Origin of the sequence: Amycolatopsis sp. cg9 (genome assembly GCF_041346945.1) — a bacterium.
Classification (GTDB): Bacteria; Actinomycetota; Actinomycetes; order Mycobacteriales; family Pseudonocardiaceae; genus Amycolatopsis.
Window position 1 is genome coordinate 5,906,589 of the sequence record NZ_CP166850.1, and the last position, 25,677, is coordinate 5,932,265.

Genomic DNA, 25,677 nt, shown 5'->3' on the forward strand with positions numbered 1-25,677 from the left:
AGACAGCGGACATGGAAAACGCACTGGCGGGGCGGACCGGTGACGCACTGGTCGCGGCCCTGCGCGAGCTCGTCCTGCGCCAGCTGCCCGCCACCGCGGCGGACCTGGGCCCGGACTCCCCGCTGGGCGAGGCCGGGCTGACGTCGCTGCGCACCGTCGCGACGCTGGTCGCCATCGAGGCCGGCCTGGGCGCGGAGCTGCCCCCGGAACTGATCACCCCCGACACCTTCCGCAGCGTCCGCACGCTGGCCACCGCGATCGAACCGGTGGCCGCGGCGGCGGAACCCGCTCGTGACCACGCTTGAGCCGCGGCTGCGGTTCGGAGTCCACTCCGGACAGCAGTACGAAAGCTACGGCGAGATAAGGGAACTGTGGCAGCGCGCCGAAGAGCTCGGCTACGACTGGTGCTCGGTGTTCGACCACCTGCGTCCGCCGATGGGCGGGCCGGCCGGTCCGTGCTTCGAGGGCACGACCCTGTTGTCCGCGCTCGCCGCGAGCACCAGCCGGGTCCGCTGCGCGCTGATGGTCGCGCCGGTGGCGTGGCGGCACCCGGCGGTGCTGGCCGCGCTCGCCGCCACCATCGACCACGTCAGCGACGGCCGCGTGGAACTGGGCATCGGCGTCGGCGGCGCCGACCTGGCGCACGGGCAGTACGGCCTGCCCCAGCCGTCCCGTGTGGACCGGCTCGGGATGCTCGAAGAGACCGCGGAGGTCCTGAGAGGACTGTGGTCGGGCGAGCCGGTCACGTTCGTGGGCAAGCACTTCCGCCTGACCGACGCCCACCTGCGGCCCGTCCCGGTCCAGCCGCGGCTGCCCCTGGTGGTCGGTGGGGTGAGCGAGCCGGTGCTGCGCACCGTGGCGCGGCACGGGGACGTCTGGAACAGCCTGCTCGCCGGCCCGGCCGAGTACCGCGAGCGCAGCGCGCGCCTGGACCGCTGGTGCGAGGAAGCCGGCCGCGATCCGGCGGGCGTCCGGCGGTCGATGACCTTCCGCGCCCTGCTCGTCGAGGACGCGGCGGACCTGCCCGGTGCACTCGACCGGCTGCGGCGCCGGTACCCGCCTGATTCCCCGGTGTGGCCGGAATACCTGGTCTTCGGCACCCCGGAGCAGTGCGCCGAAGCGTTGCGGCCCTATGTCGGGCTCGGGGTCACCGACCTCGTGCTGGGCGTCCGGCCGCCGGTGGACTGGCGCAGCGTCACGCTCTTCGCCGACCAGGTCGTCCCCCAGCTCCGCGCGTCCCGGTGACGGCGGTGAGAAAGGAAGCCACGATGGGCAACTACTACTCGGAGGGGTTCGCCTCCTTCTTCGACAACAGCTACACCGGCTGGGTCAACCGGTTCTCGCCGAAGCTGGTCGCCCACCTGGCGACCGTGCCGGGCACCGACCGCACCGCCGTGGACATCTGCTGCGGCACCGGCGTCACCGCGGCCTGCTTCCTCGACGCGGGCTGGACGTTGCACGGCGTCGACGGGTCCAAGTCGATGCTGGACCTGGCCCGCGCCCGCCACGCCGGGGCGATCGAAGCCGGCCGGTTCTCGGTGGTGCAGTCCGACGCCCGCGCGTTCCGGCTGCCGGCCCCGGTGTCCGCGTGCGTCAGCATGGACGGCGCGCTCAACCACCTGCCTTCCACGGAGGACTTGCGGGCGTGCTTCTCGGCGGCGCACGCGGCGCTCGCCCCGGGCGGCGAGTTCGTCTTCGACCTCTACGAGCAGACGCACTTCCTGCACTGGAACCACGTCACCCTCACCGACACCGACGAGGCGGTCGTGGTCAAGCGCGGGGTCTGGGACACCGACACCCGCACCGGCATGCTGCGCGTGTCCGGGGTGTTCGGCGCGGGGGACCGGGTGCAGCGCGTGGACCAGACGCTGACGAGCTGGTACTACGACGCCGAGGACGTCACGACCGCCCTGCGCGCGGCGGGCTTCGAGCCCCTGCCGCACGGCTTCGGCGGCGAGGACCTCAAGTGCGACTCGGGCTCCTGCTCCCGGACGGCGGTCCCGTGCCGGGCGATCTACCGCGCCCGCAAACCCTGACCCGCCCCGCCCCAAGCACCCCAATGTGGCGTTGGGTGCGCTGGACGCACCGAACGCCACATTGGGTGCGCTGGACGCACCGAACGCCACATTGGGGCGCTCGGGGCCGGCGTCACGCGGGGGGCGGCAGCGGCCAGATGGTCCGCTTGACCCGGTAGTCCTCGACCGCCGCGGCGAGGTGCTCCGGGCGGCACGGGAACCCGCCGCCGCCGAGCGCGCCCGCGGCGCCGGGCACCCAGTTGACCGAGATCTCCTTGGCGCGCACCAGGTGCGCCACCTCGAAGGCTGCTTCCGGCGGTCCCCACACGCTCGCGGCGTGGGCGGCCGCCGAGGTGGAACCGGCCAGCCGCGCCGCCGCCTCGGGGTCGGGCGCGGCCTGGACGGTCAGCAGCGGCCCGGGCACCTCCTGCAGCACGGCCGGGGCGTCCGGCGCGAGGTCGGCCAGCACGCGGGCGCCCCGCCAGAAGCCGTGCTGCTCGGCCGGCCCGAGGCGCGTTTCGGCCTCGAAGCAGAACCCGGCGTCGCTGGTGGCCACCGCGGTGTCGAACAGGCTGAGCTGGTCGAGGTTGTTCAGCGGCCCGAAGTCCACGCCCGCGCGGCACTCGGCCACCGCGTCGGCGAGGCCGTGCACCACCTGCTCGTAGTTCTGCCGCAGCGTGATCACCCGGGCCGGCGCGAAGTTCTGCCCGGCGTTGTGCGTGCGGGCCCTGGCCAGGGCCCGGAACGTCGACCCGGGCGCGCCGGGCAGCACGACCGCGGCGCTGTTGCCGCCCCACCGCAGGTGCGCCGGCCGCAGCCCGGCGCGGTGGGCGACGTCGATCGCGCCCCCGGTGTTCCCGGCGAAGGACAGCGCGTCCACCTGGCCGGCCACCAGGCTGCGCCCGGTCCGGCGGTCGCCGGTGACCACGCCCAGCACGTCGGCGCCCAGCACCGGAACGGCGCTTTCGGCGAGGAACTGCACCGAGTCGGGGGTGCTCTCGGCCGGTTTCACCACCACGGCGTTGCCCGCCACCAGCGCGGGCCCGGCCTGGTGCAGCGCCGACAGCAGCGGGAACGCCCAGTGCACGAGCACCCCGACCACCCCGAGCGGGGCGGAACTGCCCGGCGACAGCGCACCGGCCACGGCGGCGCAGGACCGCAGGTGCCGCACGCCCGCCGCCACCTCGAGCCGGGCGTCGGCGGCCGGCTTGCCGGTGCCCGCGCACTCCAGCTCCACGTACCGGTCGGCGCGGTCCTCGAGGTGGTCGGCGAGCGCGTCCAGCCGCTCCGCGCGATCCGGGCCGCTCAGCCGGGACCACGTCTTCGCCGCGTCCCGAGCGGCCGCGACCGCGGCGGACACGGTGTACTCGTCGCCGATCGGGGCCATCCCGCGCACCTGCCCGGTGCGCGGGTCGAGGAGCAGGGTCGCGGGCCCGCCGGTGACGGCCGGTTCGTCCCCCGGCGTCCGGTGCTCAGTCCCGAACACGCGCGCTCAGGTCGTCCCTCAGCTGCGGGCGCAGCACCTTCCCGGTCGCGGTGCGGGGGATCGACGGCAGCGTGATCACCTGCGCCGGCAGCACCCCCTCGGCGAAGGTGGCCCGCAACGGCCCGGTCAGCGCGGCGGCGTCGGTCTCGCCGCCGGACAGCACGACGGCGGCGATGATCTTCTCCCCGGCGAAGCGGTCCGGCACCGTGACGCACGCGGCGTCCCGGACCTGGGGCAGCGCGCGCAGCACGCGGTCCATCTCGTCGAGGGAGACGGTCTCCCCGGCGACCTTGGCGATGTTCTTGAGCCGTCCGGTGAGGACGAAGAAGCCGCGCCCGTCCCGCTCGACCCGGTAGCCGAGGTCCTGGGAGTGGAACCAGCCGTCGCGGAACGCTTCGCGGGTCGCCTCGGCGTTGCGCACGTACCGCGACATCACGTTGAAGCCCCGCATGCAGACCTCGCCCACCTCACCCGGGGGCAGCGGCGCGCCCGCCGGGTCCAGCACCGCGACCTCGTTGCCGTAGACCGCGACCCCGACGGAGGGGATTTCCGCGTCGAGCATCAGCCCGCGGTAGGTGTCGTCGGACAGGCCCGGCGGCATGGTGCAGGAGAAGTTGGTGGTCTCCGAAAGGCCGTAGCCCTGCAGGACCCGGGCACCGAGGCGCTCGGCGACCGACCGCGCGGTGCGGCTGGTCAGCGGCGCCGCGGCGGAGACGAAGTAGCCGAAGTCCGACGGGAGCTCGGGGCGGCGCCACGTCTCGACGAGCGCTTCGAGGATGCCGGGCACGACACTCGCGATGCGCGGGCGGTAGGTCCGCAGGGTGCCGGGGTAGGCGAGCGGGGAGAAGGAGTCGCACAGCACCGTGTGCGCGCCGGCCGCCATCGTGCCGAGGACGGTGAAGTGCAGGCCGTTGACGTGGTGGATGGGCAGGCACGCGAGCACCCGGTCGTCCCGGACGAGCCCGTGGTGGCGGCGCACGGCTTCGGCGTTGGCCACCGCGTTGAGGTGGGTCTGGGCGACGAGCTTGGACGCGGCCGTGGAGCCGGACGTCGCGAAGTAGAGCGCGTCCGCGGCCGGGTCGAGCGCGGGAAGGGCCGCGGTGGGTTCCGGCAGCTCGGTCCAGTGCGGGAGGGCCCGCGAGTCCGGGCCCGGGGCGCCGGTGCCGGGCAGGTGGACGGTGGCGAGCGCCCCGGCGGCTTCGAGCTGCCGGGCGCGGCGCTCGGGCGGGTCCGACGGCCCGAGCATCAGCAGCCCGAACCCGGCCCGGAGCACGGCCAGCACGGTGAGGACCGACGGGACGTCGTTCGACGGCGCGAAGCCGAGCGCGGCGGGCCTCCCGGTCCCGAATTCGGCGCACAGCCACCCCGCGAGCGCGCGGCTCGCGACGGCGGCCGTGCGGTAGTCGAGGGTGGTCGCGGTGCCGTCGGGCGCGACAGCGGTGACGAAGGGCGCGTCCCCCTGGCTCACGGCGAACCAGTCGAGCGCGTCGAGCGGGGTGCGCCAGGGCGAGGAGGGCGCCGCCGGCCCGGCATCGCCGTAGCGGCGCGCGAGTACGTGATCCGCAACCGTCATCGAACGTAACCCTTTCCTCCGGCGCACCGCCCGTTCGGTCTTGCCGAACGAGCCTAGGCCGGGCGGCCCCGGTGAGCGGTAATCCGGAAACCGGCCCGGAAACGGCGGAGTAATCGGGCCCGGGCTCAGCCGGCCGGGGACCGGGCCGGGACCGCCGTGCTCTCCACACTCGCCCTCGGCGTCCGCGCCGCGTCGATCAGCTGCTCCTTCCGCGCCCGCACCGGCGCCGGCACCCGGGACAACGCGACCTCCCGCAGCCGGGTGTTCGTGAACGCGTAGCGCGTCCAAGCGAGGTCGCCCGGGCGCCGGACGCAGCGCAGGATTCCGCGGTTCACCAGCAGGCGCAACCACCGTCCGCTGGCGTGGTGGCCGTCCTCGGCCGCCAACGTCGCCACCACCGTCTCGGTGACGTCGTCCCCGCACACGGCCACGTCGTACAGCACCGCACGGGCCTCCGTGGGCAGCAGGTCGAGCGCGACCTCCAGCCGGGAGCGGACCGAGTACGGGATCGGGTCCGGCAGGCTCGCCGGATCCTCGTCCGGCAGCCGCCTGCCGTACTCGATCGCGAACAGCGGGTTGCCGCCGAGGGCTCCCGCCAGGGGGACGAGGGTTTCCGGGTGCTCGTCCGGGACCGCGTGGCCGGCGGGGATGCGCGTCGCCTTGTACGCCTCCCACATGAGGCGCGCGGCCTCGGTGTCGGCGAGCGGGTGGAGGCAGACCGACGTGCTGTGCAGCTTGCCCCCGCCCCACGACCGCCGGCGGGTCAGCAGGTCCGGGCGGGCGCTCGCGACGACGAGCAGCGGCACACCTCCCGACCGCTCGAGGAGGTGGTCGAGGAAGTCGAGGACGACGTCGTCGCTCCACTGCAGGTTCTCCACCACCAGCACCACCGGCGCGCGCGCGGCCAGCGCCTCGAAGAACTGGGTCCACGCGTCGAACGTGTCCGCGGTCCACGCCCGGTCGCCGTGGTCCGCCTCCAGCAGCACGCTCAGGTGGGAGAGGATCCACGGCGCCCGGCGTTCGTCGACGACGCCGTTCACGACGTCGCCCAGCCGCGCCAGCGCGAAGGGCATGGCATCGGCGGGGCTGATGCCCGCCGCCGCGCGGACCAGCTCGGCCAGCGCCGTGACCCGGCTGCCCACGCTGATCGCCGACGGCGTGCGGCCGACCAGCACCGTGGTGCGGGTCCCGCCGGCGCCCGGGCCGCGGCGCCGCCATTCCTCCAGCAGCCGGGTGCGGCCGGAACCGGCCTCGCCGAACAGGGTCAGCAGGTGGGGCTGCCGCAGCGTGCGGGCGCCCTCCAGAGCGGCGTCGAGCGCGGCGAGCTCGCGCTCGCGGCCGACGAACGGGAGGTCGTCCGGCCGGTTCAGCAGCCGCACCGCCTCGGCCGTGGTCGGGCACACCCGCACCGGGCCCGCGGCGTCGTCCTCCAGCAGGCGCAGGCAGAGCTCGACCAGGTCGTCGGACGGCCGGGGCCAGGACCGAGCCGGGTCGCCGTGCCGCACCACGGCCGGGCCGGTGGCGACGACGACCCGCACCTCGAACGGCAGCTGCTGCCCGTCGGCGGTGCGGCACCGCGGCTCGGCGGTCAGCCTGCCGTTGAGCGCGTGCGCCAGCTGCAGCGCCTGCCACGGTTCGGCTTCGCCCGCCGCGCCGTGCCCGGCGGTGACCAGCCACACCGGGGCCGACGGCGCTCCCGTGACGTCGCGCCACACCCGGTGCGCGGGACCGAGCAGCGCGGCGCAGTCACCGTCGCCGGTCCCGTCCGGCCCGATCACGCGGGTCCGGCGCGACCGGGCTTCGGCGCGGACGACGTCGTCGAGGTAGCCGCGGATCGCGGCGAGGTCCTGCGGCCCCGCGGACAGCCCCGGCGCGGGCCCGGCGGCGATCACCACGGTGCTGATGCGCTTGAGCTCCTCCAGCGGGACGCGCGCGCCCTCGGTGCCCGCCGGCCGCGGTTCGGGAACTTCGGCTCCGGGCCCGCCGGACGGCGGCTCCGGGGCGCGCTGCCCGGCGACGACCGGCTCGGCGACCTGGCCCAGCGAGCTGTCCTGGGTGAGGATCGCGTGCTCCAGCTGCTGCAGCTCGGGGCTGGGGTCCAGGCCCAGCTTCTCCACCAGCGCGCCGCGGGTGCGGCTGTAGACGGCGAGCGCGTCGGCCTGCCTGCCGCGCTGGTAGAGCACCCGCATGAGCAGGCCGCACAGGCGTTCCCGCAACGGTTCCTGCTCGACGAGCACCTCCAGCTCGGTCAGCACCTCGCGGTGCCGCCCGAGGTGGAAGTCCGCCTCCATCCGGTCTTCCAGCGCCATCAGCCGCGCGTTGCCGACGATGCCGATCTCGGGCCAGTCGAGCGCCTGGTCGGTCAGGTCGGCCAGGATCGGGCCGCGCCACATGGCGGTCGCCTCGCCCAGCAGTTCGGACGCCTGTTCCCAGCACCCGCCGGCGAGCGCCGCGTGCCCCTGCACGGCGATCTCGTTGAAGCGCACGAGGTCGATGTCCTGCGGCCGGATGCGCAGGAGGTAGCCGGGGGAGCGGGTGAGCAGCAGCGGTGGCTCCGCGCTGTCGTCCGAGGCGAGCAGCTTCCGGAGGCCGGAGACCGCGTTGTGCAGCATCTTGCGCGCCGAGACGGGAGCTTCGTCCGGCCAGAGCGCGTCCATCAGCTGGTTGACCGAGATCAGCGAGTTGTGCCGCAGCAGGAGGAGCGCGAGGGTCAGGCGCTGCTTCACGCCGCCCAGCGGAACCCGGCGTCCCCGCGAGGTGACTTCGAGCGGGCCGAGCAGGGAAAACTCCATGAATTCGCTCCAGGTGGTCGCAGCCGGGCCGGTACCAATTCGGATTGATCGCGGAACTCGGTTCGCAGGCGAATTCCCCCAGGGCATCGGGAACGGTGGTGGCTTTGCCGATGATCTTAGGTGATCCGCCGGGCCGGGGTCGGCTGAGCGGGCCTTCCGGGCACATCCGCGGGCACTTACGGGCAGCGGGCCGCGCGGACACCGCCATTGTGCGGATTCCGGGTAAGTCCTTCCGCCGCAGGGTGTTCGGGGCGTCCCGCTGACCGGGCAGTCCCGGCTGTCTTTCTGTCGCCCGATCGGTCCGGGTCCGGCGGGAAAAGGACAAATCGGATACGTCGTTCTCGGTGCCGGTGCGGATTGTTCCCGCGCTTTCCGCGCGACGGCTTTCGCCGCTCGGCCCCGCTACGACATCCGGGTGGTAGTTCCGGTGCCGAGGGGCCGGAAACCGTCGTGCCCCCGGCGAAAAGTGCCACGCACGGTTCCGGAATACGCGCTTCCCGTCGCTCCGAAGTGTGAGGGAAACCCGGCGGATTCCGATCGTTCGGCGCATTCCCGGCATCACCTGCGTAGGCCCGTGCACAGGCCGTTAACCCGTTGGGCCCTGAGCGCAGGGCGCTCCGGGTGACGTCGGCGGCCACGGCTAACAAATCCGCGTGCCGGCCGTCTTTCCCACGAACCCCACACCGGATCCGGCATTCCGCCGGTGCTCGAAAGGGACGTCCATGTCGCGAAGATCAGTTTTCGTCGCCCTCACCGCGGTCAGCGCGCTGCTGGCCCCGACGGCGGTGGCGGCCGCCGCGCCACCGGGGGTCGACCCGGCCACCGTCGACCTCACGCTCGGCGCGGGGCAGAGCACCACCGTCACCAAGCACGTGACCACGTCCGCCGTCCCGCCGAACCCCGACCTCGTCCTGCTCGCCGACACCACCGGCAGCATGGGCAGCGCGATCTCGAACGTGCGGACCAACGCCAACGCCATCACCGGCGACGTGCTCGCCGCGCAGCCGACCGCCCGGTTCGGGGTCGCGGAGTACAAGGACTTCGGCGACGCCGTGCCGTTCAAGGTCGACCAGGGCCTCACCGGGGACACCGCCGCGGTGCAGGCGGGCACGAACCAGTGGGTGGCCTCCGGGGGCGGGGACTTCCCCGAAGCCGACCTCAACGCGCTCTACGAACTGGCCACCGGCGCGGTCACCTTCCGGCCCGACGGCACGCGCATCGTCGCCTGGTTCGGCGACGCGCCGTCGCACGACCCCAGCGGCGGGCACTCCCTGGCCGACACGATCGCCGCGCTCAAGGCGGCGAACATCCGCGTGGTCGCGGTCAACGTCGGCGCACTCGACGCCGAGGGGCAGGCCACGGCCATCACCGAAGCCACCGGTGGCGTGCTGCTGAACAACGTGCCCTCGAGCCAGGTGTCGCAGGCCATCCTGGCCGGCATCAAGTCCATCGAGGTCACGGTGACCCCCAAGGTGACGGCCTGCGACCCGCAGCTGACGCTCACCAACGCCCCGGCGAGCGTCAAGGTGGCCGGCGGGGACGTCGCGACGTTCACCGAGGCGATCGCGGTCGCGGCGAACGCGGCGCCGGGCACGTACCACTGCTCGGTCGACTACCTGGTCGACGGCGTCTCGCGCGGGTTCGTCGAGACGACGACCGTGCGCGTGCTCGGGCTGAGCATCGGCGACGTCACGGTGGACGAAGGCTCCGGCGGCGCGCTGGTGCCGGCCACCTTCACCGTGTCGCTGCTCGGCGGGGCCGCCCCGGACCCGGTGACCGTCCACTACGCCACCGCGAACGGCACCGCCACCGCGCCGGCCGACTACGCCGCGGCCAGCGGGGACGTCACCTTCGCGCCGGGTGAGACGGCCAAGCCGGTGACGGTGCTGGTCAACCCGGACACCGTCGACGAGCCGGCCGAGACGTTCACCGTGAACCTCTCGGCCCCGGCCGGCGCCGGGCTGGTGGACCCGACGGGGGTCGGCACGATCGTCGACGACGACCGCGACGGCGCCTTCTCCTGCACCGGCACCGCGGCGAACGTCATCGGCAGCACCGCCGCCGTGGCGAACCCGCAGAACCTGCCGTGCGCCGACGACAGCGAGACCGTCCTCGACGCGACGCTCAACGCGGGCCTGATCAAGGTGCAGACCCACGCGCTGACCTCCTCGACCGACCTGACCCCGGACAACCAGTCCGCGGCCCCGGCGGCCGGTGACCACGCGCAGGCATCGGCCAAGATCGACAAGACGGTGATCAGCACGGTCGGGCTGACGATCGAGCTGGGCGTGATCCAGTCCCAGGCGGCGGCGACCTGCCAGCCGGTCACCGGCGGGCTCGCCCCGGCGCTGACCGGCAGCTCGAACGTCGCCTCGCTGAAGATCAACGGCGTCCCGGTCACGGTCGGCTCGGCACCGCTGACCATCCCGCTGGTCATCGGCTCGCTGAAGCTGAACGGCCAGACCGTGTCCGGCGGCGTCGTGAAGCAGCAGGCGGTGGCACTCGACACCGCGCTGGCGAAGATCGTGCTGGCGGAGTCCCAGGCCGACGTGCACGGCACCACCGCGCACCCGGCGGGCAACCCCTGCCGGCGGTGACCGGCTGACCGAGCCGGGGCGGACTCCGGTCCGCCCCGGCTCCTCCGGGGCTTCAGCTCGGCGGCTGCTGCGGGTACCCGGGCTGGGCGTAGCCGGCCGGCGGGCCCGCGAAACCCGGCTGCCCGGCCATCGGGTGGCCGGCCGGGCCCGGGTACGGCGCCTGGCGCGCCCGGCCACCCTTGACGGCCGCGAGCGCGACCAGGAGCCAGGAGATCGCCGTGGCGACGTCCAGCGGGACGGCCACCGCCATGAAGATCAGGCTGATGTCACTGGCGCTCAGGTTCCCGGAACTGATCCAGGACGCCGCGTCCAGCGACACGAACTGCCACGCGATGGCCGCCGCCGTCGTCAAGAGCATGACGGCGAAGGCGCCGACCAGCAGGCCCGAGCCGCCCCTGGCGCGGGCCTTGATCGCGAAGATCAGGCCGAGCACGCCCACCACGAGCAGCAGCACCCGCGGGATGATCTCGATGGTCGTCAACGCCAGGGGTGTCATGCCCGCCTCCACGCACTCGCTGCCGGAGATCGAGGCGTCCGGGCCGCGCCGCGCCGATCGTATGCGCCCGCCGGATCCCGCGTGGGCGATTCGCGGGAAGCGCCGGCGGATGGAAGCGCTTTGGAAGCCGGGTCTGCGACCGTTCGGGAAACGAAAGGGATCGAACCATGAAACGTGCTGGTGCAGCCGCTTTGCTCGCCGCGGCCCTGGTCGCGGTGCTCGCCCCGGTGGCCGCCGCGGCGGAAGGCCCTTCGGCCGGCTCCGCCCCCGTCGGCGGGATGGGCGGCGGTCCCTACATCGGCGACATCCCGGCACCCGGCACCGGCGACCGCTGAACCGGCCCGGATCGTCGGCCGCCGCGCCGCGGGCGATCTCCGTCCGCCGGGGTAACGGACGTGCGCTCCGCAACGACTGTGGACACGAGCATCGGCGGGGTTGCCCGGGACACCCCGCGGTCTTGCGGCGGTGTGGCGGTTCGTGGAGGTAGCGGATGACCGAGGTCGTAGCGGTGGGTTCGGCCGAAGGTGCGGTGCTGGACGTCGTCTTCGTGCACGGCCTCGACGGCAACGCGCGTACGTCGTGGTCGGGAAAACGGGAGGACTCGTTCTGGCCGCGGTGGGTGGTCGAGGACATCCCGGGCGTGGCCGTCTGGTCGGTGGGGTACGACGCCGCCTCGAGCAAGTGGCTGGGGCACGCGATGCCGATCCAGGACCGGGCGATCAACGTGCTGGCCCAGCTGCAGAACCGGGGCATCGGGCAGCGGCCGCTGTGTTTCGTCACGCACAGCATGGGCGGGTTGCTGGTCAAGGAGATGCTGCTGCACTCCGCCGAAGGACGGGCCGGCTATCGCGAGTTCGCGGCCGCGGTCCGCGGCGTGGCCTTCCTGGCCACCCCGCACACCGGTTCGGACCTGACGAAGGTCGTGAAGGCCCTCAGCGTCGTCTACCGGGCGACCAGCGCGGTCGAGGACCTGCGGCACAACAGCGCGCACCTGCGTCAGCTCAACGACCGGTACCGGGACTGGGTGGCCGAGCCCGGCGTCGACGTGGCGCACCGCGTGTTCTTCGAGACGCTGCCCACCAAGGGCGTGCGGGTGGTCGACGCCTCGTCGGCGAACCCCGGTCTCGCGGGCGTGCGGCCGATCCCGGTGGACGACGACCACATCGGGATCTGCAAGCCCGCTGATCGCGAATCGGTGGTCTACGGGCAGGTCAAGCTCTTCGTCACCGGCGTCCGGGATTCCGCTCGCGCCGGCACCGGCTCCCCGGCGGGCGAAGCGACGGCCGGCGGGCGGCGCGTGATCGAGGGGCCGGTCGCGGGGGGTGGCGTGACCCTGACCGGCACCTACGTCGCCGGGCACGACATGTGGATCGACGGGGCCGAAGGCGCCCGCGGAAAGCCCCGGCCGTGACCAGCGACCGGGAGGCACCTGGCGCCTCCGCGCTCGCGACGGCTCGGCAGACCTTCGTGGAAGGGCCGGTCGCCGAAACCGGCGACGTCAACCTCGAAGGCAAGTACGTCGCGGGCCACACGCTCAACGTCAACCACTACGGGCCGCAGCCCGAGGAGGGGGCGCTTCCGTTCCTGGTCGTCGACAAGGCGTACCTGGAAGAGCAGGCGGGGAAACCCAAGCGGGTCTACGTCGCGCGGTCGCCGGACTGGGCCGACGTCGTGCACGGCGCCGACTCCGAGCTCCGGTTCATCGAACGCGACCAGACCGCGGCACTGCGGGACGCGGTCCGCGAAGAACTGCTCGCCCCGATCGCGCGCGGCACCGACCACCAGCTGCACTCGCTGTTCGTGCTGGGCGCCCCGGGCTCCGGGAAGACGACGCTGGTCCGGCGCGTGGCGGCGATGCTGGTGCTCGCCGGCGAATGCGTCGTCGTCGACTTCGGGGTGAAGACGGAGCGGGTGACCAGCGGGGACGTCGCCGCCTACATCCGGGCCATGGACCGGATCGCCGGCGAAGGCGTCCCGGTGCTGATGCTGCTGGACGACCCGTTCTTCGCCAACTCCGGGTGGGTCGAGTTGCTGCAGGCACTGGGCCGGCCGCAGCACCAGGGTGTCTCGGTGCTGGGCGCGAGCCCCGACTTCCTCTTCCGCCGGTTCGCCCACTGGTTGTTCGGGAAGCAGGTGGTCGGCCGGAACTTCGACATCACCAGACCGTCGACGGGGGAACGGCGGCAGCTGGCGCAGTTGCACGACCGCGATCCGGCGAGCTTGCTCACCACGGAAGAAGACCTGCTCGTCGTCGCGATGGAAGCCGCGGCGGGCGAATCCTTCCGGGACATCATGCAGCGGATCTGGATCACGCTGAACGACGGTGTCCCCGTGGACCCGAACGCCGACGTGCGGCGCCTTCCCTGGCCGGTCGTGGCCTTCGCGATGATCTGCTACTTCCACCGCCACTACGTGCTGTGCCCGGAATCCCTGCTGCACGAGTTCCTGTCGAACATCCTCGACGAAGCCCCACCCGACCTGCTCGCGCAAGCGCTGGAAGAGCTGGTGACCCAAGAGGGCTGGCGCATCTTCTCCGTGCACTTCCCGCGCCAGGGGCACCCCGGCAGCAGGCTGATCGGCGCGACCCACGCCCGCGTGGCGCGTGAGGCGTGGCGGTACCGCCCGACGCAGGGTCTCAACGTCGAGAAGGGCGTGATCGACGCGTCGGTCCAGGCGCTGGGAGCGGCTCCCCAGCTGGCGGAAATGATCCTCGTGCAGCGGCCGTCGCTGAGGAGCCAGCTGGCCAAGCACTTCGCCGCGCGGTGGAGCGCCGCGGTCGAGGACGGCACCATGGAAACGAAGTCGCTGTGCGCACTGGTGCGGGCGCTCAAGCCGTCGCGCGACGCACGGATGACGTTCCGCCCCGTGCTCCGCAGGTGCCTGAGCCTCCAGAACCGGCAAAGCTGGCTCGCCGCGTGGCAGCTGTACCACCTGTCCTCGGGCAACCTGCTCTCGCAGGAGCGGGAAGCACTGCTCATGAAGAGCCTGCCCGGGATGCTGAAGATCGCCGATCTCTCCGCGGGGCCGGCGGAGTCGATCGAGATAGCCCGGCGCACGAACACCTTCCGGGACATCGTCGTCGAGCGCCTGAGGTCGAGCTTGCGGGGCGAGCTGGACTGGACGGTGGACGCCCAGCAGGCGGCGTGGCTGCTCAAGAGCCTGCCGTCCGCCGAGGTGGCCGACCTCCTGGAGCGGGTGTACGAGTGGCTGGAGAACGCCTCCCTCGACGACGAGGGCGGTTCCTCGCGCACGGCGCTCGTCGTCAAGACGCTGTTGACGCTCTACGACGCCGGCGGACTGCTCGGCGACGGGGAAAACGCCCGGTTGTTCAGCGTGGTCCTGGACTGGCAGCTCACCACCCCCGAGATGAACCAGGATGTGCTCCAGGCCCTGCTCGGCATCACCGAGGGGGCCTTGAACCGGGGTGATCCGAACGGCGGGGCCGCCCTGGACCAGCTGCTCGACTTGCTGTGCGAGCACTCGGGCAGCAACGAGGCCGCCTGGAACGTCTTCCTGGCCGCGCTGGGGCGGCTCTCCGGTACCCCCGATCTGCTTCGGGAAGTCTTGCCGAGGGTCGCCCGGCAGCTGGCGGATCGACCGGAGGTCAACGAGAGCTCCTGGGCCGCGGTGCTGTCGATGGCCGGCCGGGATCCCGATCTGGCGCCGGAAATCGTGGCCGAGGTGATCGGGCAGCTTCAGGCGCGACCGGAAAACTACGAAAGCGTCTGGGTCGCGCTGCCGTCGACGTTCGCCCGGTTTCCGGACTTGGCTCGCGCGTTCGCCCCGCGGTTGTTCGCATGGCTGTGGGGACGGCCGGATGGCAATGACGCCGCGTGGGGCGCCGTGTTGTCGATGTTCGGCCGGGTGCCGGAGCTGGCGGATCTGGCGCGGGAGGTCGTGCCGGGTGCGGTGGAGCGGTTGCTGGAGCGGCCGGATGGCAATGAGGCGGCGTGGAGTGCCGTGTTGTCGATGTTCGGTCGGGTGCCGGAGCTGACCGGGTTGGCTCGTGAGGTCGTGCCGCTGGTTTTCGAGTGGCTGTGTCAGCGGCCGGAGAGCAATGAGAGTTCTTGGGCGGCGTTGTTGTCGACGTTCGGCCGGGTGCCGGAGCTGGCGGATCTGGCGCGGGAGGTCGTGCCGGGTGCGGTGGAGCGGTTGCTGGAGCGGCCGGATGGCAATGAGGCGGCGTGGAGTGCCGTGTTGTCGATGTTCGGTCGGGTGCCGGAGCTGACCGGGTTGGCTCGTGAGGTCGTGCCGCTGGTTTTCGAGTGGCTGTGTCAGCGGCCGGAGAGCAATGAGAGTTCTTGGGCGGCGTTGTTGTCGACGTTCGGCCGGGTGCCGGAGCTGGCCGATCTGGCGCGGGAGGTCGTGCCGGGTGCGGTGGAGCGGTTGCTGGAGCGGCCGGAGAACAACGAGGGTGCCTGGGCGGCGCTGTTCTCGGCGTTCGGCCGGGTGCCGGAGCTGGCGGATCTGGCACGCGAGGTCGTGCCGGGCGCGGTCGAGCGGCTGCTGGAGCGGCCGGACGGCAATGACGCGGCGTGGAGTGCCGTGTTGTCGATCTTCGGCCGGGTTTCGGAGCTGACCGGGCTGGCCCGTGAGGTCGTGCCGCTGGTTTTCGAGTGGCTGCGCCGTCGGCCGGAGAGCAACGAGAGTTCCTGGGCGACCTTGTTCTCGATGTTCGGCCGGGTGCCGGAGCTGGCGGATCTGACGCGGGAGATCGTGCCGGGCGCGGTGGAGCGGTTGCTGGAGCGGCCGGAGAACAACGAGGGTGCCTGGGCGGCGCTGTTCTCGACGTTCGGCCGGGTGCCGGAACTGGGTGGCTTGGCCCGCGAGGTCGTGCCGCTGGTCTTCGCGTGGCTGCTGCGGCGCCCGGAAGGCAACAAGAGTTCCTGGGCCGCGTTGTTGTCGACCTTCGGCCGGGTCCCGGAGCTGGCGGATCTGGCGCGCGAGATCGTGCCGCAAGCCGTCGAGCGGGTGCTCGAGCGCACCGAAAGCAATGAATACGTGTGGAACGCGTCGTTTTCGGCGCTGAGCCGGGTCCCCGAGCTGGCCGACTTGGCACCGGGCATCGTCGCGCGGGGTTTCGACTGGCTGTTGCAGCGCCCGGAAAGCAACGAGAGTTCCTGGGCCGCGTTGTTGTCGACGTTCGGCCGGGTTCCCGGGCTGGCGGACCTGGCGCGCGAGATCGTGCCGGGTGCGGTCGAACGGCTGCTGAAGCGGCCGGAAGGCAACGAAGGTGCTTGGGCGGCCTTGCTGTCGGCGTTCGGCCGGGTCCCGGAGCTGGCGGACCTGGCGCGCGAGATCATCCCGAAGCTGTTCGAGCAACTGCTGAAGCGGCCGGAAGCGAACGAGAGCATCTGGCTCGCGCTTCCGTCGGCGCTCGGTCCGTTCCCGGACCTGGCCCGCGACTTCGTGCCGCGGGCCCACGAGTGGCTCCTGGAGCACGAAAGCAACGAGGGTGCGTGGGGATCCCTGCTGCTCATCCTCGGCCGGATACCCGAGTTGAGGGACCTGTCGGACGACATCGTGCCGGAAGTCTTCGAACTGCTGCGAAGCCGGTTCGACCCCGGCAACAGGGTGTGGACCGGCATGGTGCTCGCGCTGTCGTCCCCGGCCGGCATTTGCGCCGGCAGCCGCGCGGAGATGCTCGGCACCCTGTCCGGCTGGTTCGGCGACCGGCCACCGGAGAACGTCATGCTCCGTTCGGTCCGCCTCCTTCGCGTTGCGGGCGGAGAAGCCGAAGAACTGGTCTCCACTGTCCTCGCCGAGCTGGTCTCCTTCGAGGAGAACCCTGATCGCCGCGCTGATTTCGTCCTGGTGCAAGCCTTGGCGTACGCGGTGGCCAGAACCGGCCGGCCGGACATCGAGGCGAGGTTCGCCGCGGTGGAACGGAGATCCCGCGATGTCGATGAGACTGAAGTGGCGGACATCGAACCGCCGCCCACGTGGTGAGCGGGTAGCCGGCCGCCGGCGCCGGGTTCGCTAGGGGTTCTTCCAGACTTTCGCCGCCATCGCGGACGGGGGCGCCGCCGCGGGGTAGAACCGGGTCATGGTGAGCACGGAACCCGGGATCGTCGCCTTCCCGCGGCGGGCGCCCGGTCAGGTCACTCCGCCCGACGGTTACGCCGAGCTGCGTGCCCGGCCCGGGTTGTGCCGGACCGTCCTGCCCGGGGGTACGCCCGTCTGGCTCGTCGCGCGGCACGAGGACGTGCGGGCCGCGCTGACCGATCCGCGGCTGAGCTCCGACCCGGCGCAGCCGGGCTTCCCCGCCACCGGTGGGGCACCGGAAGCGCTTCCCGGGTGGTTCGTGGCCATGGACGCACCCGAGCACACGCGGTACCGGAAGCTGCTCATCCCGGAGTTCACCGTGCGGAAGGTGCGGGAGCTGCGGCCGGGCATCCAGCAGGTCGTCGACGAGCGGATCGACGCGATGCTGGCCGCCGGGAACTCCGCGGACCTCGTGTCCGCCTTCTGCCTCGTGCTGCCGTCACTGGTCATCTGCCAGCTGCTGGGCGTGCCCTACGAGGATCACGAGCACTTCGAGTCCCGCACCCGCGTCCTGGTCAGCCTCGCTTCGACGGCCCGGCAACGGGAAGTCGCGCTGGGCGAGATCAACACCTACCTGGCCGAGCTGATCGCCGCCAAGCGGGCGCGGCCCGGCGAGGACCTGATCAGCCGGCTGATCGGCGGCGGGGTGCTGGACGACGCCGAACTGCTCGGCGTGGCCATGCTGCTGCTGGTCGCCGGCCACGAGACCACCGCCAACATGCTGTCGCTCGGCGTCGTGATGCTGCTGGAGAACCCGCAGTGGATCGGGCACGAGGGGGTCGTCGAGGAGCTGCTGCGGTTCTTCTCGATCTCCGACGTCGTCAGCCTGCGCGTCGCCACCGAGGACCTCGAGATCTCGGGCCAGCTGATCCGGCGCGGCGAAGGGGTCGCGCCGCTCGGGCTGGCGGCGGGGCACGACGGGACCGTGTTCGAGGACGCCGGCGAGTTCTGCCCCGCCCGCTCGGCGCGCCACCACGTCGCCTTCGGCTACGGGATCCACCAGTGCATCGGGCAGCACCTGGCCCGGCTGGAGATGGACGTCGCGCTGACCACGCTGTTCGAGCGGGTGCCGCGGCTGCGGCTCGCGGTGCCGGCCGACGAGCTCGAGTTCAAGCACGACGGAGTCCTCTTCGGACTCTACGAGCTGCCGGTGCGCTGGTAGCTCAGGCGGTCAGGACGTGCACGCCTTCGCGCTCGATTTCGGCGGCCACCGTCGAATCGATCCCGCCGTCGGTGATGAACGTGTCCACTTCGGACAGTTCGGCGAAGCGGGCGAAGTGGTCGTTGCCCACCTTCGTGTGGTCGGCGAGCAGCACGACGCGGCGGGCACCGGCGATCGAGGCCCGCTTGACCATCGCTTCCGCCGGGTCCGGGGTGGTGAGGCCGCGCTCGACCGACAGGCCGTTGGTCGCCATGAACGCCACCTCGACGAACGTTTCGCTCAGCGAGTGCAACGCCCACGAGTCGACCGACGCGAGCGTGCGCGCCCGGAGGCGGCCGCCCACCAGCATCACCGTGAGGTTGGGCCGCTTGGACAGCGTCAGCGCGATGTTCACGGAGTTGGTGACCACCGTGAGGTTGCAGTCGATGGGGAGCGCCTCCGCGAGGTGCGCGGTGGTCGTGCCCGCGTCGAGCAGGATCGCGCCTTCCGCGGGCAGTTCGGCGAGCGCGGCCTTGCCGATGCGCTTCTTCTCCGCCGTCATCACGCTTTCGCGGGTGTTCAACGCCGGTTCGAAACCCAGGCGCTCGATGGGGATCGCCCCGCCGTGCACCCGGCGGAGCGACCCGTGGCGTTCCAGCGTGGTGAGGTCACGGCGGATCGTCTCCGTCGTCACCGCGAACTCGCCGGCGAGCTCGGCCACGTCGACCCGGCCGCGGGACCGGGCCTGCTCGAGGATCAGCTGCTGACGCTCTTCCGCGTACACCGCGACCCCCCGTCCGTGCCTGCTCGTCATGTCGTTCTGTGTGGTTGCTGATGTTACTTTATGTTGAATCGCGCCCGGAGTGCAATGCCGCCGCGGGGGCGGTGAGGGCCTGCAGCTCGCGCTGGAGCTCGGTGTTCACCGCGCTCTGGTGCCGGGCGAGGAAGAAGTGGCCGCCGGGGAAGACCGCCAGCCGGAAGCCGCCTTCGGTGTGCTCGCCCCAGTTCCCGGCCTCCTCGGCGGTGACCTTCGGGTCCTGGTCGCCGATCAGCGCGGTGACCGGGCAGCGGACGCGGCGCCCGGCCGGGCAGGCGTAGGTCTCGATCGCCCGGTAGTCGGCGCGGATCGCCGGCAGCGCCATCCGCAGGATCTCGTCGTCGCCGATGACCGTCCGGTCCACCCGGTTGAGCTCCCGGACCTCGTCGAGCACGCCGTCGTCGTCGCGCTCGTGGATCCGCTCGTCGCGGAAGGTCGACGGCCCGCGCCGCCCGGACGCGACGATCGCCCCGGGCGCCCGCAGGCCGCGCAGTTCGAGCCGCCAGGCGGTTTCGAAGGCGAGGACCGCGCCCATGCTGTGCCCGAAGAACACGGCCGGCTTGTCGGAGAGGGCGGCCAGCTCGTCGGCGACCAGATCGGCCAGCCCGGCGACCGAGTCGACGTTCGGCTCCCGGCGGCGGTCCTGCCGCCCCGGGTACTGCAGCGAGACGACGTCGACGTCCGGCGCGAACCGCGCCGAGACCGGGTGGAAGTAGCTGGCCGAACCACCGGCGTGGGGGAAGCAGACGAGCCGGGTACCCGCGCCGGGCGCGGGGTGGTAGCGGCGGATCCACGACGTCGTGGCGTTGTCCGCGATGTTCACGAGAGCGTTTCCCTTCGACGCGGTGTCAGGTCCGCCAGTGAACCGCGCCGGGGGCCACGGATTCCTTAGTGTTGCCGCTCACACCACGGGGTCGCGGCACCGGCGCCCGCTGCGGAATCCGCCGAGGTTCCGGGGTTTTCCGGGTGCGCGACGACCTACCGTCGGCGGGGCACGCGATCCGCCCGTGCCCCGCCGAGAGGAGTCCTGATGACCGCTGACGCGCTCACCGCCGCCCGGCGCAAGGCGACCGAGCTGCGCCGTGCCATCCAGTCGCTGCACCGGATCCACGGTGACACGCCGCCGATGCGGCGGCTGATGAGCGATCTCGGCTGGATCGAAAGCGGGCTGGGGGAACTGCCCGCCACCCCATCGGCCGTCGCCGATCGGGTGCTCGTGCCGGACACCCCGTACGCGCGCGAAATGTGGCACGGGGCCGACGACGAGGGGCTGGGCGGCCGCCGCCTTCCGTGAAAGCAGGGTGAGGATGGCGGAGGTGACGGGCGTCGCCGGGCGGGTGGTCGGGCGGCTGCGGGAGCTCGAGGTCCTCGGTTCGGCGTTCGCCAACGCGCGGGCCGGTTCGGCGACCCTCGTGCGGGTGCGCGGGGCGACCGGCACCGGCAAGACGGCGTTGCTGGCGGAATTTTCGCGGTCGGTCGGCGACCGCGCGGTCGTGCTGTCGGAGACCTGCCGCCGGCCGGGCGGCGGGACCGCCGGGCGCGCCGCCGAGGGGCTGCTCCCGGACGCCGGGAGCCGGTACGGCATGCCGGTGCCGGTGCTGTCGCGCCGGCTGGGCCGCCGGCTGGCCGACCTGACCGTGGCCGGCCCCGTCGTCGTCCTGCTCGACGACTTCCACCACTGCGACGAGGCCTCCGTCCGGGTGCTGGCGCACCAGGCGCACCGGGGCGCGGAGCAGCCCCTGCTGGTCGTGGTCGCGCAGCGCCCCACCGGCCGGCCGCTGTGGCCGCCGATGACGCTGCCGCCGGGCGACGTCGCGACCGTCGACCTGGCCGCCTTCACCGAAGCCGAGGTCGCCGGCGTCGCCGCCGCGTGGTGGCCCGAGCCGCCCGGACCCGATTTCGCGCGCGAGCTGGCCGGGCTGACGGGTGGCAACCCCGCGCTGCTCGGCGAAGTCTGCGCGGCCCTGCACCTGGAGGGGCTCGACCCGGACGACCGGGCGCTGGCGCGGGCCCGGGTGCTCGCCCCGGCCGCCCGCGCCCGGCTGGTCGAGCGCGTCCTCGCCGGCCGTCCGGAGCACGTCCGGCACGTCGCCGAGGCGGTCGCGGTGTTCGGCGCGCCCGACGTGGAGCTCGTCGCCCTGCTCGGCGGGGTCCCCGAACCGCTCGCCGCCGACGCGCTCGGCGTCCTCGCCGCCGAGGGGCTGCTGCGCGACGACGGCGGCGAGCTCGCCTCGCCCGCGGTCCGCGACGCGGTACTGGCCGGCGTGCCGGAACGGCGGCTCGGCCCGCTGCGGCTGACCGCGGCCCGGCTGCTCAACGACCGCGGCTGCCCGCCCGAGGACGTCGGCGCGCACCTGCTCGGCCGGCGGCGGCTGCCGGAGCGGTGGATGCGGGACGTGCTCGCCGAGGCCGCGCGCACCGCGGAACGGTCGGGCCGGCCGCACGACGCCGCCCGCTACCTCGGGGTGCTCGTCGCCGACCGGCCCCAGGACATGCCGGTGCGCATCGAGTTCGCCCGCCTGGTGGGGGTGCGCGATCCGCTGGCGGCGTACGCGACGCTCGCCGGGATGGCCGAACTGGCCGAGGACGCCCGCAGCCGGGCCCGGATCTCCTTGCAGCTGGCCATCGCGGCGCTCTCGGCCCGCGAGCCGCAGGAAGCGACGCGGCTGCTGACCGGCGCGCTGGCGCAGCTCGACGACGACCGGGGCGAGGACGCCGGGGACGCCGGCCGCGGCCTGCGGACCGAGCTGGAGGCCGCGCTGCTGGCGGTCGCCTTCGAACAGCCCGGCTCGCTGGACCTGGTCGGCGCGCGCCTGCCCGCGATGTCCGCGCTGCCCGGCCAGACCCCGGCCGAGGTCGGCGTGCTGGCACTGGCGGCGGTGGCGCACCTGATCCGCGGCACCGACCGGGACCTCGCGGTCTCCTGCGCGCGGCGGGCACTCGAACGCCCGGAACCGTCGGTGCGGTGGGCCTGCTCGCTCGCCGCCTACGTCCTGTTCGCCGCCGACGAGGTCGACGAGGCCCTGCACGCGCTGGGCGGCCTGTCGCCCGGGCCGGTCCGCGACGACGCCGGCTGGGCGGAAGTCGTGGCCCTGACCGCGCATTCGTGGCTCACGTGCGGGGCGGGCGACCTTTCCCGCGCGCTCTCGGACGCGACGGCGGCCGTGCGCGCCGCCGAGCGCGACGACCGCGCCGAGCTCGCGACCGCGCCCCTGGTCGCCCAGGCACTGGTCCTGCTGCAGCAGGGTGACGTCGACGGCGCGGCCGCGGCGCTGGCCCGCGCCGACCGGGCCGGGCCCGACGGGTCCGTCCTCCGCTTCCCGTTCCACCTGCTGGCGCGGGGACGGCTCGCCGAGGCGCGGGGCGACCTGGAGGAGGCGCTGGCGCACCTGCGCCGGTGCGGTGCCGCACTGCGCGCGGAAGGCGGCGCCAACCCGCTGTTCGTCCCGTGGTGGCTCGACGGCGCCCGGGTGCTGGTCCGGCTCGGCCGGCGGGCGGAGGCCGCGGACCTCGTGGCGCACGGCGAAGAACTGGCCCGTGCCTGGGGATCGGCGTCGGCGCGGGGACTGGCGTTGCTGGGCCGCGGCCTGGTGGCCGAGGGCGACGCCGCCGTCGACGGGCTCCACGCGGCGGCCGGCGTGCTCGGCGGGACGGCGGCGTCCTGGTACCTCGCCGAAGCGGAAACCGCGCTGGGACAAGCACTTCTGCGGGCCGGTGACCACCAGGGCGCGCGCCGGGCGTTCCGGGCCGCCGTGGACCTCTCGGTGCGCTCGGGGTTCTGGAGCCGGGCCGAGGAGGCGCAAGCCGGCGTGACCGCGGCCGGCGGGCGCAACTACCCGGTCACCGGCAGCGTGACCGACGTGCTGACGCTGGGGGAGCGGCGGGTCGGCGAGCTCGCCGCGACCGGCGCCACCAACCGGACCATCGCCGACGCGCTCCAGCTCGCCGTGCGGACCGTCGAAATCCACCTCACGAGCGTCTACCGCAAGCTGGGTGTCAGCGGCCGCACCCAGCTGCAGGAGCGGTTCCCCGGCGGCCTGCTCGCGCCGGAACCGGCGCTGTGACCGGTGACACGGGGAAAACACGGGGGAGTGCCATGCGTCCGGTGCCCGGCCTGGCGGTGATCGTCGACGACACCGGCGTGCTCGAAATGGTGCTGCCCACCGGGGAGCACCGCGTGCTCGCCAGCGGTCTCGGCGCGGCGATGTGGATCGCGCTGGCCCAGCACGACTGGGATCCCGCGGCCGCGGCGCTCGCGCTCGCGCCCACGTGCGACCTCGAACCGGCCGAGCTCACCGGTTCCCTGCGCGCGTGGATGGGCGACCTGGCCGCGCTGGGCGTGTTGAGCACCGGCCCGGCCGACGGAAAACCCTAGATATGCGCGCTGTTCGTTGACCGGCACCACCGCGGTGACCGACGCTCCCCACGCACGGAAGAAAATCCCGAAGACTCAGGGAGGCGCGGTGGGCGGGCAGGCGCAGGATCGGCCGGCCGTGATCGGCGGCGGGGTGATGGGCTCGGCCATCACGGCGATGGCGCTGGGACACGGAGTTCCGGTCACCCTGGTCGAAACCGACGGCGAGGCGGTCGAACTCGCGAAGCGGCGGGTGGCGCAGCAACTGCGGCACGGCCGGCTGATGGGCGCGTTCCCCGACGTCGCCGAAGGCGAGCTGACCGCGACGACCGGCCTGGGCGCGGCGAAGGACGCGACGGCGGTCATCGAAGCGATCATCGAAGACGACAAGGTCAAGGCCACTGTGCTCGGTGAGCTCGCGGCGCTGGTCGCACCGGGCACCCCCTTGATCACCAACACTTCCGGCATCCCGGTCGACGAGCTGGCCGACGCGGTCGAGCGGCCCGCGGACCTGCTGGCGACGCACTTCATGAACCCGGCGTACCTGATCCCGAACGTCGAGGTCGTCCGCGGCCCGCGCACCGGACAGTCCACTCTGGACGCGGTGCTGGGCCTGCTGGAACGGCTGAGCCGCAAGCCGATCGTCGTGCGCGACTCGCCGGGGTTCGTCACCAGCCGGCTGCTGCACCCCATGATCAACGACGCCGCGCGGGTGGTCGAGGAAGGCACCGCGTCGGTGGAAGCCGTGGACGAGCTCATGCAGGGCTGCCTCGGCCACCCGACCGGCCCGCTGCGCACCGCCGACCTGATCGGCCTGGACAACCTCGCCGACGCGCTGCGGGCGCTCGCCGAACGCACCGGTGACCCGCGGCACGCGCCGTGCGCCCTGCTGCAGTCCAAAGTGGCCGACGGCCACCTCGGCCGGAAGACCGGACGGGGCTTTTACGAGTACGGGAAGGTGTTCTGAGTGAACGACGTCTCCACCACCGCAACGCCGGCGCGCACGCCGGAGGCCGTCACGCGGGAGATCCGGGAGTTCCTGACCGGGCGCGTCAAGCAGGACGTCCCGGTCGACCAGGACCTCTTCCGCACCGGCCTGGTCTCCTCGATGTTCGCCATGGAGCTGGTCGTGTTCCTCGAGCAGACCTACGGCATCGCCATCGTCGGGCCGGACCTCAAGCTCGACAACTTCCGCACCGTCGAAGGCATGACGGCGCTCGTGGGGCGCCTGCTCGATGAGTGACAACCCGCTCGCGGCGGCCGCCGCCGACCTGACCGCCCGGGTCGGTGACCGGGCGGCGGCCTGGGACGTCGAGGGCCGGCTGCCCGAAGACCTGTTGCGCGCCCTCGGCGCACGAGGCCTGCTGTGCGCGGAAGTGCCCGCCCAATACGGCGGTCTCGGCGCGAGCAGCATCCACAGTGGAGGGTTCACCGCGCACGCCGGCTCGCTGTGCAGCTCGCTGCGCAGCGTGATGACGTCGCAGGGCATGGCGGCCTGGACCATCCAGCGCTTCGGCGACCGCGCCCAGCGGGCGAACTACCTCGGCCGGCTCACCTCCGGCGACCTGGCCGCGGTGGCCTTCAGCGAACCCGCGGCGGGCAGCGACCTGTCGTCGGTGGCCACCACCGTCCGCGCCGACGGCGACGACGTCGTGGTCAACGGCGAGAAGGTCTGGATCACCGCGGCGGCGTACGCGGACCTGATCGTGGTCGTCGGCGAGCTGGACGGCCTCGGCACGGCGGTCGTGGTGCCGTCGACCGCCGAGGGCGTCACGATCGAGCGCGTCCCGCACCCCAGCGGGTGCCGCGCCGCCGGCCACTCGACCGTCCGGCTCCACGACGTCCGGCTGCCGCGCTCGGCGGTGCTCGGCGGCGGCGGGGTCGAGCTGTCCATGCTCATCACGACCGCGCTCGCCTACGGCCGGATCTCGGTGGCCTGGGGCTGCGTCGGCATCCTGCGCGCGTGCCTGGCCGCGGCCGGCGCGCACGCGGCGAACCGGCACCAGGGCGGCGTGGCGCTGGCCGACCGCCAGCTCGTCGCCCGGCACCTGGCCGACCTGTACGCCGACGAGCAGGCCGCGACCCGCGTGTGCGAGCACGCCAGCCGCGCCTGGGACGGGCGCTCACCCGAGATGGTGGTCGCGACCGTGCTGGCCAAGTACGTCAGCTCGACCGCGGCGGCCCGCGGGTCGGGCACCGCGGTGCAGGTGCTGGCCTCGGCCGCGGCCCAGGACGGCCACGTGGTCGCCCGGGCGCACCGCGACGCGAAGCTGATGGAACTCATCGAAGGCAGCAACGAGATCTGCCAGCTCATCCTGGCGGGGCACACCCGTGTCCTCGTGAATACCGGCGACTGAGGAG

General features: G+C 73.2%; 20 protein-coding genes. 14 read left to right on the plus strand and 6 right to left on the minus strand.

Annotated elements, in window-relative coordinates; translation table 11 throughout:
* The first annotated feature begins 11 nt into the window (after positions 1-11).
* Genes AB5J73_RS28160 through AB5J73_RS28170 form a run of 3 tightly spaced genes read left to right on the plus strand, consistent with a single transcriptional unit; the run spans position 12 to position 2,036 of the window.
* Entirely contained in the window at positions 12-305 is a 294-nt protein-coding gene (locus AB5J73_RS28160; RefSeq protein ID WP_370961676.1) for a phosphopantetheine-binding protein, read from the plus strand.
* Complete coding sequence (locus tag AB5J73_RS28165) at positions 292-1,245, plus strand: LLM class flavin-dependent oxidoreductase (protein WP_370961677.1); 954 nt, start codon at positions 292-294, stop codon at positions 1,243-1,245. Before AB5J73_RS28160 ends, AB5J73_RS28165 begins: the two co-directional genes overlap by 14 nt.
* Before the next feature lie 5 nt (positions 1,246-1,250).
* Positions 1,251-2,036 carry a class I SAM-dependent methyltransferase gene (locus AB5J73_RS28170; RefSeq protein ID WP_370961678.1) on the plus strand — a complete coding sequence of 262 codons (786 nt, stop codon included), beginning with the start codon at positions 1,251-1,253 and terminating at the stop codon, positions 2,034-2,036.
* Positions 2,037-2,148: 112 nt separating this feature from the next.
* Here AB5J73_RS28170 and AB5J73_RS28175 read toward each other — a convergent pair whose 3' ends face one another.
* The 3 genes from AB5J73_RS28175 to AB5J73_RS28185 form a co-directional block, all read right to left on the minus strand.
* Positions 2,149-3,501: an aldehyde dehydrogenase gene (locus AB5J73_RS28175; protein ID WP_370961679.1), complete on the minus strand. Its 1,353-nt coding sequence runs from the start codon at positions 3,499-3,501 to the stop codon at positions 2,149-2,151.
* Entirely contained in the window at positions 3,488-5,074 is a 1,587-nt protein-coding gene (locus tag AB5J73_RS28180; protein ID WP_370961680.1) for a class I adenylate-forming enzyme family protein, read from the minus strand. The genes AB5J73_RS28175 and AB5J73_RS28180 overlap by 14 nt, the downstream gene beginning before the upstream one ends.
* Before the next feature lie 125 nt (positions 5,075-5,199).
* On the minus strand, positions 5,200-7,866 hold the full coding sequence (locus AB5J73_RS28185) for a BTAD domain-containing putative transcriptional regulator (protein ID WP_370961681.1): 2,667 nt from the start codon (positions 7,864-7,866) through the stop codon (positions 5,200-5,202).
* Between the two features lie 722 nt (positions 7,867-8,588).
* On the opposite strand from AB5J73_RS28185, the gene AB5J73_RS28190 reads away from it, so the two are divergent.
* Positions 8,589-10,463: a Calx-beta domain-containing protein gene (locus AB5J73_RS28190; protein WP_370961682.1), complete on the plus strand. Its 1,875-nt coding sequence runs from the start codon at positions 8,589-8,591 to the stop codon at positions 10,461-10,463.
* A 52-nt stretch (positions 10,464-10,515) separates the two neighbouring features.
* On the opposite strand, the gene AB5J73_RS28195 is transcribed toward AB5J73_RS28190, so the two are convergent.
* Positions 10,516-10,959, minus strand: coding sequence for a hypothetical protein (locus tag AB5J73_RS28195; RefSeq protein ID WP_370961683.1), 444 nt, complete (start codon positions 10,957-10,959; stop codon positions 10,516-10,518).
* 167 nt (positions 10,960-11,126) lie between these two features.
* Between AB5J73_RS28195 and AB5J73_RS28200 the strand changes: the two genes are divergently transcribed.
* From AB5J73_RS28200 to AB5J73_RS28215, 4 genes are all read left to right on the plus strand, one after another.
* Entirely contained in the window at positions 11,127-11,294 is a 168-nt protein-coding gene (locus AB5J73_RS28200) for a hypothetical protein (protein WP_370961684.1), read from the plus strand.
* 155 nt (positions 11,295-11,449) lie between these two features.
* Positions 11,450-12,370 (plus strand): esterase/lipase family protein, encoded by a 921-nt coding sequence (locus AB5J73_RS28205; RefSeq protein ID WP_370961685.1) that lies wholly within the window; start codon positions 11,450-11,452, stop codon positions 12,368-12,370.
* Positions 12,367-16,908 (plus strand): hypothetical protein, encoded by a 4,542-nt coding sequence (locus tag AB5J73_RS28210; protein WP_370961686.1) that lies wholly within the window; start codon positions 12,367-12,369, stop codon positions 16,906-16,908. Before AB5J73_RS28205 ends, AB5J73_RS28210 begins: the two co-directional genes overlap by 4 nt.
* Positions 16,909-17,005: 97 nt before the next feature.
* On the plus strand, positions 17,006-18,166 hold the full coding sequence (locus tag AB5J73_RS28215; protein ID WP_370961687.1) for a cytochrome P450: 1,161 nt from the start codon (positions 17,006-17,008) through the stop codon (positions 18,164-18,166).
* 1 nt (position 18,167) lies between these two features.
* Here the strand turns inward: AB5J73_RS28215 and AB5J73_RS28220 are convergent, their stop codons facing one another.
* Together AB5J73_RS28220 and AB5J73_RS28225 are read right to left on the minus strand one after the other, a co-directional pair.
* Entirely contained in the window at positions 18,168-18,929 is a 762-nt protein-coding gene (locus AB5J73_RS28220; protein WP_370973365.1) for a DeoR/GlpR family DNA-binding transcription regulator, read from the minus strand.
* Between the two features lie 58 nt (positions 18,930-18,987).
* A complete protein-coding gene (locus AB5J73_RS28225; RefSeq protein ID WP_370961688.1) occupies positions 18,988-19,785 on the minus strand; it encodes a thioesterase II family protein in 798 nt (265 codons plus the stop codon).
* Positions 19,786-19,992: 207 nt separating this feature from the next.
* Here AB5J73_RS28225 and AB5J73_RS28230 point away from each other — a divergent pair, with 207 nt between their 5' ends.
* From AB5J73_RS28230 to AB5J73_RS28255, 6 genes are all read left to right on the plus strand, one after another.
* Positions 19,993-20,256 carry a hypothetical protein gene (locus AB5J73_RS28230; protein ID WP_370961689.1) on the plus strand — a complete coding sequence of 88 codons (264 nt, stop codon included), beginning with the start codon at positions 19,993-19,995 and terminating at the stop codon, positions 20,254-20,256.
* A 13-nt stretch (positions 20,257-20,269) separates the two neighbouring features.
* Positions 20,270-23,026 carry a LuxR C-terminal-related transcriptional regulator gene (locus tag AB5J73_RS28235; protein ID WP_370961690.1) on the plus strand — a complete coding sequence of 919 codons (2,757 nt, stop codon included), beginning with the start codon at positions 20,270-20,272 and terminating at the stop codon, positions 23,024-23,026.
* Between the two features lie 32 nt (positions 23,027-23,058).
* Complete coding sequence (locus AB5J73_RS28240) at positions 23,059-23,337, plus strand: hypothetical protein (RefSeq protein ID WP_370961691.1); 279 nt, start codon at positions 23,059-23,061, stop codon at positions 23,335-23,337.
* An 88-nt stretch (positions 23,338-23,425) separates the two neighbouring features.
* Positions 23,426-24,283, plus strand: a complete 858-nt coding sequence (locus AB5J73_RS28245; RefSeq protein ID WP_370961692.1) for a 3-hydroxyacyl-CoA dehydrogenase family protein — start codon at positions 23,426-23,428, stop codon at positions 24,281-24,283.
* Positions 24,284-24,559, plus strand: coding sequence for an acyl carrier protein (locus AB5J73_RS28250; RefSeq protein WP_370961693.1), 276 nt, complete (start codon positions 24,284-24,286; stop codon positions 24,557-24,559).
* Positions 24,552-25,673, plus strand: coding sequence for an acyl-CoA dehydrogenase family protein (locus tag AB5J73_RS28255; RefSeq protein WP_370961694.1), 1,122 nt, complete (start codon positions 24,552-24,554; stop codon positions 25,671-25,673). Before AB5J73_RS28250 ends, AB5J73_RS28255 begins: the two co-directional genes overlap by 8 nt.
* Positions 25,674-25,677 lie beyond the last annotated feature (4 nt).

Coding starts and splice junctions, on each gene's coding strand:
- AB5J73_RS28235 (WP_370961690.1), top strand. CDS start 20,270: ATGGCGGAGGTGACGGGCGTCGCCGGGCGGGTGGTCGGGCGGCTGCGG.
- AB5J73_RS28230 (WP_370961689.1), top strand. CDS start 19,993: ATGACCGCTGACGCGCTCACCGCCGCCCGGCGCAAGGCGACCGAGCTG.
- AB5J73_RS28195 (WP_370961683.1), bottom strand. CDS start 10,959: ATGACACCCCTGGCGTTGACGACCATCGAGATCATCCCGCGGGTGCTG.
- AB5J73_RS28160 (WP_370961676.1), top strand. CDS start 12: ATGGAAAACGCACTGGCGGGGCGGACCGGTGACGCACTGGTCGCGGCC.
- AB5J73_RS28215 (WP_370961687.1), top strand. CDS start 17,006: ATGGTGAGCACGGAACCCGGGATCGTCGCCTTCCCGCGGCGGGCGCCC.
- AB5J73_RS28190 (WP_370961682.1), top strand. CDS start 8,589: ATGTCGCGAAGATCAGTTTTCGTCGCCCTCACCGCGGTCAGCGCGCTG.
- AB5J73_RS28180 (WP_370961680.1), bottom strand. CDS start 5,074: ATGACGGTTGCGGATCACGTACTCGCGCGCCGCTACGGCGATGCCGGG.
- AB5J73_RS28200 (WP_370961684.1), top strand. CDS start 11,127: ATGAAACGTGCTGGTGCAGCCGCTTTGCTCGCCGCGGCCCTGGTCGCG.
- AB5J73_RS28240 (WP_370961691.1), top strand. CDS start 23,059: ATGCGTCCGGTGCCCGGCCTGGCGGTGATCGTCGACGACACCGGCGTG.
- AB5J73_RS28255 (WP_370961694.1), top strand. CDS start 24,552: ATGAGTGACAACCCGCTCGCGGCGGCCGCCGCCGACCTGACCGCCCGG.
- AB5J73_RS28205 (WP_370961685.1), top strand. CDS start 11,450: ATGACCGAGGTCGTAGCGGTGGGTTCGGCCGAAGGTGCGGTGCTGGAC.
- AB5J73_RS28185 (WP_370961681.1), bottom strand. CDS start 7,866: ATGGAGTTTTCCCTGCTCGGCCCGCTCGAAGTCACCTCGCGGGGACGC.